Genomic DNA, 9,219 nt, shown 5'->3' on the forward strand with positions numbered 1-9,219 from the left:
TAAGCTTCAATAGGTCCGTAGATAATTCCAAGGTCGGTCGTTTTTACGCAAAGATCGGACTCCTATATCAATCCGCACACAACTTTTGAGATTGATCCACAATTTGGGTCTTTTTTAATCTAACATTGTTAGTCTCACAGGTCAGAATCCTTTTAATAGCCATAAATTAAATGTGTGACACAAAACAAAAAGGATGTCTTTTTCCTTTTCAATTAAAACGGTTTAACACATTTTAGTTAAATTAAATTAACTGGGCCTCACGGAGTTCGGCAAATTCAGCCTTGTGCACATTTTTTGCGCTATCCTACAAAGAATTCACTCTTCTCTTCCTTCCCCCTATCCACAAAAAGCGCCCGATAGGGCGTAAAATTCTGGGTGGGAACTCAAATATATTTTTGAAGGTTTTAGTCCCGTCAAATATGAATTAAAGAAACCAAGAATGGAACACTTGGAGGATAAGCTTTATGATTTATAAAAAGAATCGTAGAAAACGATCTTTTTATAAGGCATAGAGAAACATCGACACACTACTATTTCAGCCTCCTCCAGCTTTTATCCACCAACCTATTTTAAACGCCAAAATACTGAATATCAGCATTTAACATATAATTGGGGAATAACGCTCAAATAACTGGTATCTTTGTTTTGTTAAAATTCGGAAAGCTCCGATTAGTTTTGTCTTCCCAGATTCAATTTTCTTCTCCAGCTCCCTTTTTCAGCAATAGTGCAAAAATTATTCAAGGCCGAACATAAGTTAGCGGCACTGGTTTGAACATTCAATTGTATTTAGAAAGAATGAACTTAAACCGGCCTAAACCTATTTAGGCCTCCATCATTCTTTAATTACATTGTAAGTAAGGAATTAACGAAATATATAATATCAAAAATCCAAAATTTTCAGAAAGAAGAAGTACTGATTTCTCCAGAACACTAAGAAATAGGGTCAACCATTATTTCAAAACGAACAATATAAGCAAACATGCGAACAAGAGTATGGTGGTTAAGACCATGCTGATGTTAGTCTTGTTCTTCATTCCCCTAATTCTCATAAATATTGGTGTTGTAACAACCCCATGGCTACTTTTTGCTTTATACATAACTAGTGGAATCGGAATGGCGGGGATTGGAATGGGTATCATGCACGATGCCATTCATGGTTCGTACTCCAAAAATCAAAAAATAAACAGATACTTGGGGTACACTATGAATCTGATAGGTGCGAACGCCACGGTATGGAAAATTCAACATAATGTACTGCACCATACCTATACCAATATTCAAGGAGCTGATGATGATATAAACGCCCCTTTTTTCCTTCGTTTTTCACCACACTCTAAAAAAAATCGTCTGCATAGGTTTCAACATTGGTATATATGGTTTTTTTATGGCCTGTCAACGGTTTCATGGATTACTGCTAAAGATTTCATCAGACTTGTCCGTTACAGAAAAATGGGATTCTTGAACAAAAAAGATGAGTTCAGAAATCAACTTATTAAAATTGTAGGCTGGAAACTATTATACTACTCTTATGCTTTAATCATACCTATTTTAATGGTACCGATTGCACCGTATATAATCATTTTGGCCTTCTTTAGTATGCACTTTGTTACAGGACTACTTATCAGTATTGTATTTCAAGTAGCGCATATAATGCCTAGCACTGATTTTCCTCTACCGAATCAAAATGGCGTGATCGAGGGCAATTGGTTCGCACACCAATTGGCCACCACTACGAATTTTGCTCCCAAAAGCAGGTTCTTTTCTTGGTTGATCGGAGGCTTGAACTATCAAATAGAACATCACTTGCTACCCAATATCTGTCACATACATTATAAACAAATATCGGGTATCGTAGCTCAGACCGCTAGGGAATATGGGATGCCGTATAATACAAAACGGACATTCGCGGCCGCCATAAGAGATCACATTGGCACTTTGCGTAGGTTGGGAATACACACCCTTCCAATACGGTAGTGGTACAATACAAATAATAAAAGATTACATAATGACCATAATAAAACAAATATTGAGTAAAATAGTAAACAATAAAGATAAAATAATGAAAGAAGGAACAGTCAAATTTTTCAACAGTGCCAAAGGTTTTGGTTTTATCAAACCTACAGATTCCGATGAGGATGTCTTTGTTCACCAAAGCGGCCTTATTGATGAAATTCATGAAAATGACAACGTTAAATTCACTGTGGAAAAAGGGCAAAAGGGAATGAGCGCGGTAAATGTAGAATTGGCCTAAAAAACGTCTTAGTTTCGTACCATTAAAAATGCCATCTTTTAAAGATGGCATTTTATGTTATGCTTGTTGTTGTTTTTGTCAGTACCAAAATTAAATCTTGATTATTGCCAACTAATAGTTGAAAATAAACTGTAAAATGTAATGGCGGGCAATTGAACCTGAATATCAATAGTTTACCCATAGATTGGTATGCGAACAATGCTATAGTCTATAATGACCTTATTGGCCATCTCACGGCATCAAGGAATAGACCTTATAAAAAAGAAAAAGCCTTTCTTGAGCAGGCGAACCGATTTTAACCCTATGGGCATTTAAAGAGTTGATAATCAAACCATTTAATTGTCTTAGTATCATGTTAAACCTTACCCTATAGTGCAATGTTTCAACTATCTTTGCACCTTGTAAAATGTGTAGGTAAGGGAGCGTATTGCACCCATCACAAATAATTAAATTGAAAAGGATTAATGAAGCAGATAAAGAAAGGAATACAAGAAAAAAGCATCAGTATTGAAAAACTATTAACACGTCACGAAAGTTGGAAAAATCATCGGAGACATATAGGCTTAAAACTGATACGGTTTTCTTAGAGACTAGTAGTGTTAAAGAGGGCTTTCGCCCTCTTTTTTTTTCACTATTCAGCACAGTTTTTCTCCACCACGGTCAACTTTTAGATACTGCACTATATAGCCTTGGCCATAAGAATCAACGCATCCCTTAAGCCAACATGATAGCCTAAAATCACTTATAATTGAGAAATGAAATTGACGGTTTCTATTTTTACTCCGACCTTTTTCTTTCATCCCTCTTTGCCCTTTTGGCCGCCTTTTTTTCTTTGGGTGTGCTAGAGGCCTCGGTTTTGCCTGATTTTTTCTTTCCTTCTTTTTCTTTAGACATTGGGATCGTTTTTAGTTTATATTTTTATAATTGAATAGATACTTCATGCGGATAGTCCCTGTTACGTTTCTGGAAGCTGAGAATAGTATTTTTTACGATGATTCCATTATCGATATTTATAGCATTTTCAATGGTTTTGTTTTCGTTCCAACTTTCACGCCCGTATATGACAGATGGCAGGTGCACAATTAATGCTGCGGAGATAGATCTGGAAGCACTTTCCCAAAAATAACTTGGTGTATGGTCTACCGCATAATAATCAATTTTGTCAATGGCTATGATCGGGTTTTTAAAAGTTGTAGGTTTAGCAAAATAAAACCCCATACCTTCATCACAACTAACATCTACAATTAAAGTACCAGGTTTAAGCATGGACTTTTCATCAGCTTTAACATAGTCAATAGGGTTGTCGGTATCTTGATAGGTTCCATTGATTATTATGTCAGATTCATGTATCAAATCCAATAGCGGTCGCTCTGAACCATCATGTTCAATGACAATCAATCGAGGTTCACTTTTGTTACCTTTTCTAATTCTAGTATAATGCACATCTAACACCTCTTCCCTTACTTCGTGGTCCGGTCTTTGAATGCAGATAGTAATATCTCTAAAACCATGGGCCTTTAAGGCATAAATGGCACCTCGACTTACTGCACCAAAACTAAAAATAATCACTTTTCGCTGGTTTCCATAGTGACCATCTATTCCTTTTAATTGAAGTGCGTGAATGACTGCGCAATACCCGGCCATTTCATTATTCTTATAAAAAGTATGTCTTCCCATTTGACCACTGGGAGTCCACACATACATATCTTCAAAAGCAATCAAAGTCAATTTTTTATCAATAGCTGCTTGTGTGATGTCAATTTGTTGCGCACAATGAGGATAACCCCATATAACACCACCTTCTTTAAGCTCTTGTAAATCTGATAAAATAGGTTTTGCAATAATTACAGAACCAATGTCCGTTAAGATTTCACTACGAGTGGCTATCCCACCGCTTAATTCGATAATTTCTTTATTTGAGACATTAAAACGCTCCCCATAACCTTTCTCAAAAACAAGTTGTTTACGAATGCGCCTTGGAAGTCTTTTCAGATGTTCTGGATGGATAGGCACTCGCTTTTCATCTTCTTTTTTTGAAGTTCCAATAACGCCCATTTTCATCAAGCCCATATTTTTAAATTTAAACGAATTATAGCTTAATAACATAAGTAAAGCGTGAGATCAAAATCACCATTAGACCGTTTACCCTCAAGGAATCAGACATTAAATTGCAGATAGCGTTTCATGAATCAAAAGAAGACTTTGCAACAGAAAACATGAATAATTCACTAAGTTGGGCGAAGAGATAGTTGACGCCAAATACACCATAATATCTCAAGGCTGTCAAGCCTTTTAATTTTCTTCTCTTTCGCTGCTTTCGGACTTAAAATGCAAATCCATTTGAGGAAACGCAATTACTATATTATTTTCAGTAAATTTTTTATTTATTATTCTTCGAATATCACTTTTCATTTTTCCAATTCTAAAAATATTTGCACTAAAGAATAAAAGCTTAAAATCTAATGATGAGCTGCCAAAATTTAACAACCGAGCTTCGATTGATTTCTTGTTGTGTATTTCAGAATGTTCAAACGCACTTTCCTCTAAAGTTTTAATCACAAGGTCAACATCACTGCCATAAGCTACACCAACATCAATTTTAAAACGGGTTTGATGCGATTGATGGCTCCAATTAATTACTTTACTAGTGGTTATCAATGAATTTGGAATGATAATAGAAATGTCATCCCTGTTCATCGCCTTGGAAGTCCTTAGACCTATACTTTCAATTATTACGACATCACTATCAATCTCTAAAACATCTCCCACTTCTATGGATCGTTCCGAAAGTAAAATGATGCCCGAGATTACATCATTGAACGTCTGTTGCAAGCCCAAACCGATACCCACCAATAATGCCGCCGAACCTGCCAATAGTAGAGTAACCTTAATCCCAATAGATTCTAAGACCAACGCAATGGCCAGTACCCAAACTACATATTTAATAATCTTTAATAGGGCGTAGGTACTTCCGGTATCAATTTTACTAAATTTATTTTTTCGGAAAAACGCTTTCTTAATAACCCACAGTATGGCTTTAGTAACGATTATGATGAGTAAAATACTGACTACTTGAACAACTTTTAGTGTATAGGAACCAAAAGTGATGATTTCAAATTCCAAAATTTGATTTAATTTTTCCATTCTTATTTAAGCTAGTATAAAGCAAATACTATAGCAGATATTATTTGAAACAGTTTGGAGCTATTTACTAGTATGTATTGCCAGTATACATCGGATGAATTTAAATGTAAACCAGAATTGGAATTCATATTTAGATACCCAATAAAAATTAGTCAATGATGAATTGGGTCTTAAGTGCAGCTAATTTTAGGCTAGAAAATTGATATAATGAATTTAAATTTCTTGTTCTACTCCCATAGATATGCTTGTAAAGCATGCATTTAAATTGATAAAAAAAGAGCAGTCGTTTGTAGTTACTGCTCTTTCTCAAGCTTGCAAAAGAATCTGAAAGCACTAACCATCATTTATATTATCTCTTTTAGAGTATGGTTTCTTTCACTTATTTACCTTTAAAATTTTTAGATTTGGCGTAAGTGGGCTCATAAATCTTTGAGTGAATACCTTCTTCTGTCGTAAGCGAATTACCGTTATCATAAAACGGCCTAAGAAAAATTTTTAATTTTTCAAGAATTTCGTACAGCACATGTTTCTTTTTCATTAAATCCATATCTATCTTTTTATCTAGAGGGCTCTAGAATTAAAAATTTCCCTAGCCAAAGGTGCAATAGAAACACTGAAAATTTGTTACATAACCAATTGTTAAAGTTACAGATTTCTCAGGTTTTGCCTCTCTCCCTTTGAGAAATTGCGCGGCCTAACGTATTGCTAGTTATTCAATTTTTAAATACCCAATGCGGAACCGTTAAAAATTATAATACACCTCAAATTCAGTTGTGGGTTTCTTTGTGCCAATAGTTTAAGAGGAGTGATGTTTCTAACAAATTATCGTATATTACTAAGAACGCTATTTGAAGGGCGAAGGTCAGAACAATAATCTTTTTAGTAAGCTGATTCTCTATTTTTATTCTGCATTGCCTCTTATATGTACCTCGTGCAAGGTACCACATAGTTGCCTAGTTCCTTATTTGATATAAAGAAAGAGTTATGTGAATCAAATTTTAATAGTTTCATCGACTCATTTGTTTAAGAACAACTCATTCAAAATCTCAATGCTCTTATATATAAAATACATGGTTAGTTTGCGCTGCAAGATGGTGGTTAAACAAGAACTGCAAAAACTTGGTCTTCATTATGTCAACGTAGACCTTGGAACTATCGAGATCTTGGAAAACATCACAGATCTTCAACGAGAACATCTACGTAACAACCTGAAGGCCTACGGTCTGGTATTACTAGGTGATAAGCGGAAAATCATGATTGAAAAAATCAAGGCCGTAATCATTGAAATGGTCCATTATTCAGATGAATTACCCAAAGTGAACTACTCGGATTACATCGCCGAAAAATTGGGTTATGACTATACGTACTTGGCCAATACATTTTCCGAGGTAAAAGGAATCACTATTCAGCAGTTCATCATTATAAACAAAATAGAACGGGTAAAAGAACTCTTACTATACAATGAATTAAATCTCACGGAAATATCATATAAGCTAAATTATAGTAGCGTCGCACACTTATCGAATCAGTTTAAAAAAATTACGGGGCTCACTCCATCATATTATAAAAAACTGAAAAAGAAGCGCTTTGGAAATTTAGAGGATTTATAATCTATAATTAAAATCTTCTCATAAGAGTATTTCAGTGAGACTCGAAAGTTTTTTTATATGTGTATCAATACAATAAATGTGGGAATACTATAACTCTCCATCTTTCCAATGTAATACATTATCGGTGTAATACCATCAACTTTGACTTTAGCTTTCTTGGAAAGTATAAAATGTCTTGAAACACTACATCCTTGAAATTTTAGAAATGGAAAATACAGAAGTTGAAAACTCAAAAGCTTTTATAGTCGTAGAAATCATCGAATATGTCCCTAATGCGGTGGTCATAAAAACTATCATAAAAAAAACGACCGGTAATGTAACTGCCGTTTCCGTTGATACGGGCGAGAATATAACTGAAAAAATATCGCCTTTCGATAGGTTTATCCAGATTATTGAAGGACGTGCAGAAATCATTATCGACAACAGTTCGCAGACTTTGGAAACGGGTCAGTCCATTATCATTCCGGCAAATTCGCAAAATACCATCAAGGCCAATGAACGCTTCAAAATGATTTCAACCATTATTAAAAGTGGTTATGAATAGTGTCATTAGTAAAAGACAAAATGAAGTAATAACGATAATGGGAGCATCACTATTAATAGAACTAACAGCATTAATTTAAAATAAAATATTATGGATAAATTACCCAAAATTGCTATACCTGCGATAATCGCAATTATTTTACTGGTTATATTAATTACAAAATCTGCCGTAACAATCGATTCGGGACAAGCCGGCGTGCTATACAAAACTTTTAGTGGGGGCGTTGTGACCGACGAGCTACCTATGGACGAGGGTTTTCACATTATAGCACCCTGGAACAAGGTTTTTATTTATGAAGTCAGACAACAGGAGGTTTTTGAAAAAATGCAGGTTCTTTCATCCAACGGATTGGAAATTAAACTGGACGCCTCTGCTTGGTTCGAACCAAAGCGGGAATTTCTAGGAAAGCTACACCAAGAAAAAGGATCGGAATACATTCAACGTGTACTATTGCCTACAATACGATCAGCGGCAAGAAGTGTTGTCGGGCGGTATACACCGGAGCAATTGTATTCGAGTAAGCGAGATGCGATACAGGCCGAGATTTATGAAGAAACCAAAAAAATCGTTGACGGGCAGTATATTCAGCTCAATGAAATATTGGTAAGGGACGTCACTTTGCCAGGTACTATCAAGGAAGCTATCGAGCGTAAGCTAAAACAAGAGCAAGAGTCCTTAGAATACGAGTTTCGTTTGGTCACAGCCAAAAAGGAAGCCGAAAAAGTGACCATTGAAGCACGAGGAAAGGCGGATGCGAATAGAATTTTGAGTGCCTCTTTGACCGATAAGATTTTACAGGACAAGGGTATCGATGCAACATTGGAACTGGCGAAGTCGCCTAACTCAAAAGTAGTTATAGTTGGTAGCGGCGATTCTGGATTGCCCTTGATATTGGGCAACAATTGATATTTTTGTTTGGTGTGATGGAAGAAAAGTCAAAATCACTTTAATAAAGCATAAAAACCAGACAAATTAAAACATCCTTTTTTCTGATTTAATATCTGCTAACATTACCAGTTAATACACAATTATCTATTCAACCATTTTACTTAGCTTTTGATTTTGACAAGGCGCAATGCCCTTTCATTCAATTAAAACTTGTCCAAAACCGATATCACTGGAGAGGGCTATGAACTATATTCTGAAAAGGAAATAGATAGTTACTGGCCACGACGCATTATATTCATTTAAAGTTCAACATAATTTGAAAGAGGTTAGCTCCGACATCCCCAACCAAAACATACTACAGTCACGAAGTCTTGTAAAAACAATATTTAAGAAGGTTAAGAATTTATTACAAAATCTAGAATGAAAGCCCCATACCCATGCCCTTCCTTTTGAATTTCATAAAATCAGTAAATTCATCCTTGAACCCGTTGTAAACTTCTTCGGTTTTCTTGCCGCTACCACCCAATAATGAACTGATGGCGTAAACGCCCTTTCTGAGCATACGTATTTGTTGTATGCTAGATTTTCTTTCCATGGCTCCTAGAACGGTTTTGCGAAGTCCGTTATCCATGTGGTGCCGTACAATATTGGTATGAAGGTTGGGGTACACGTTTTCCCTTGTCAGCATAAAGGCGACCCTGTCGTACATTCCCCTTTCCATCAAATGTCCTGTCCATAAGTTTTCGAGCTTGTTCCCGTCTTTTTCAACAAGCTTGTTGATG

9 protein-coding genes are annotated in these 9,219 nt (G+C 35.6%); 5 read left to right on the top strand and 4 right to left on the bottom strand.

Annotated features, from left to right (window positions below):
- Positions 1–993 precede the first annotated feature (993 nt).
- Together IV512_RS19410 and IV512_RS19415 are read left to right on the top strand one after the other, a co-directional pair.
- On the top strand, positions 994–1,974 hold the full coding sequence (locus IV512_RS19410) for an acyl-CoA desaturase (RefSeq protein ID WP_209406377.1): 981 nt from the start codon (positions 994–996) through the stop codon (positions 1,972–1,974).
- 85 nt (positions 1,975–2,059) lie between these two features.
- Entirely contained in the window at positions 2,060–2,251 is a 192-nt protein-coding gene (locus IV512_RS19415; RefSeq protein WP_100869579.1) for a cold-shock protein, read from the top strand.
- 918 nt (positions 2,252–3,169) lie between these two features.
- On the opposite strand, the gene IV512_RS19420 is transcribed toward IV512_RS19415, so the two are convergent.
- From IV512_RS19420 to IV512_RS19430, 3 genes are all read right to left on the bottom strand, one after another.
- Positions 3,170–4,321: a N(5)-(carboxyethyl)ornithine synthase gene (locus tag IV512_RS19420; protein ID WP_209406379.1), complete on the bottom strand. Its 1,152-nt coding sequence runs from the start codon at positions 4,319–4,321 to the stop codon at positions 3,170–3,172.
- A gap of 222 nt (positions 4,322–4,543) precedes the next feature.
- Entirely contained in the window at positions 4,544–5,395 is an 852-nt protein-coding gene (locus IV512_RS19425; protein WP_209406381.1) for a mechanosensitive ion channel family protein, read from the bottom strand.
- A gap of 379 nt (positions 5,396–5,774) precedes the next feature.
- Positions 5,775–5,942 carry a hypothetical protein gene (locus IV512_RS19430; protein ID WP_209406382.1) on the bottom strand — a complete coding sequence of 56 codons (168 nt, stop codon included), beginning with the start codon at positions 5,940–5,942 and terminating at the stop codon, positions 5,775–5,777.
- A 523-nt stretch (positions 5,943–6,465) separates the two neighbouring features.
- On the opposite strand from IV512_RS19430, the gene IV512_RS19435 reads away from it, so the two are divergent.
- The 3 genes from IV512_RS19435 to IV512_RS19445 all read left to right on the top strand — a co-directional run bounded on the left by IV512_RS19435 (position 6,466) and on the right by IV512_RS19445 (position 8,455).
- Positions 6,466–7,005: an AraC family transcriptional regulator gene (locus tag IV512_RS19435; RefSeq protein ID WP_245224978.1), complete on the top strand. Its 540-nt coding sequence runs from the start codon at positions 6,466–6,468 to the stop codon at positions 7,003–7,005.
- 205 nt (positions 7,006–7,210) lie between these two features.
- Positions 7,211–7,549 carry a cupin domain-containing protein gene (locus tag IV512_RS19440; RefSeq protein WP_209406386.1) on the top strand — a complete coding sequence of 113 codons (339 nt, stop codon included), beginning with the start codon at positions 7,211–7,213 and terminating at the stop codon, positions 7,547–7,549.
- A gap of 90 nt (positions 7,550–7,639) precedes the next feature.
- On the top strand, positions 7,640–8,455 hold the full coding sequence (locus IV512_RS19445; RefSeq protein ID WP_209406388.1) for a prohibitin family protein: 816 nt from the start codon (positions 7,640–7,642) through the stop codon (positions 8,453–8,455).
- Positions 8,456–8,852: 397 nt separating this feature from the next.
- On the opposite strand, the gene IV512_RS19450 is transcribed toward IV512_RS19445, so the two are convergent.
- Positions 8,853–9,219, bottom strand: a 367-nt coding sequence (locus tag IV512_RS19450) for a hypothetical protein (RefSeq protein ID WP_209406390.1), incomplete at its 5' end; no start/stop codon positions are given.

Source organism: Pseudozobellia sp. WGM2, assembly GCF_017810075.1.
GTDB lineage: Bacteria > Bacteroidota > Bacteroidia > Flavobacteriales > Flavobacteriaceae > JADNYK01.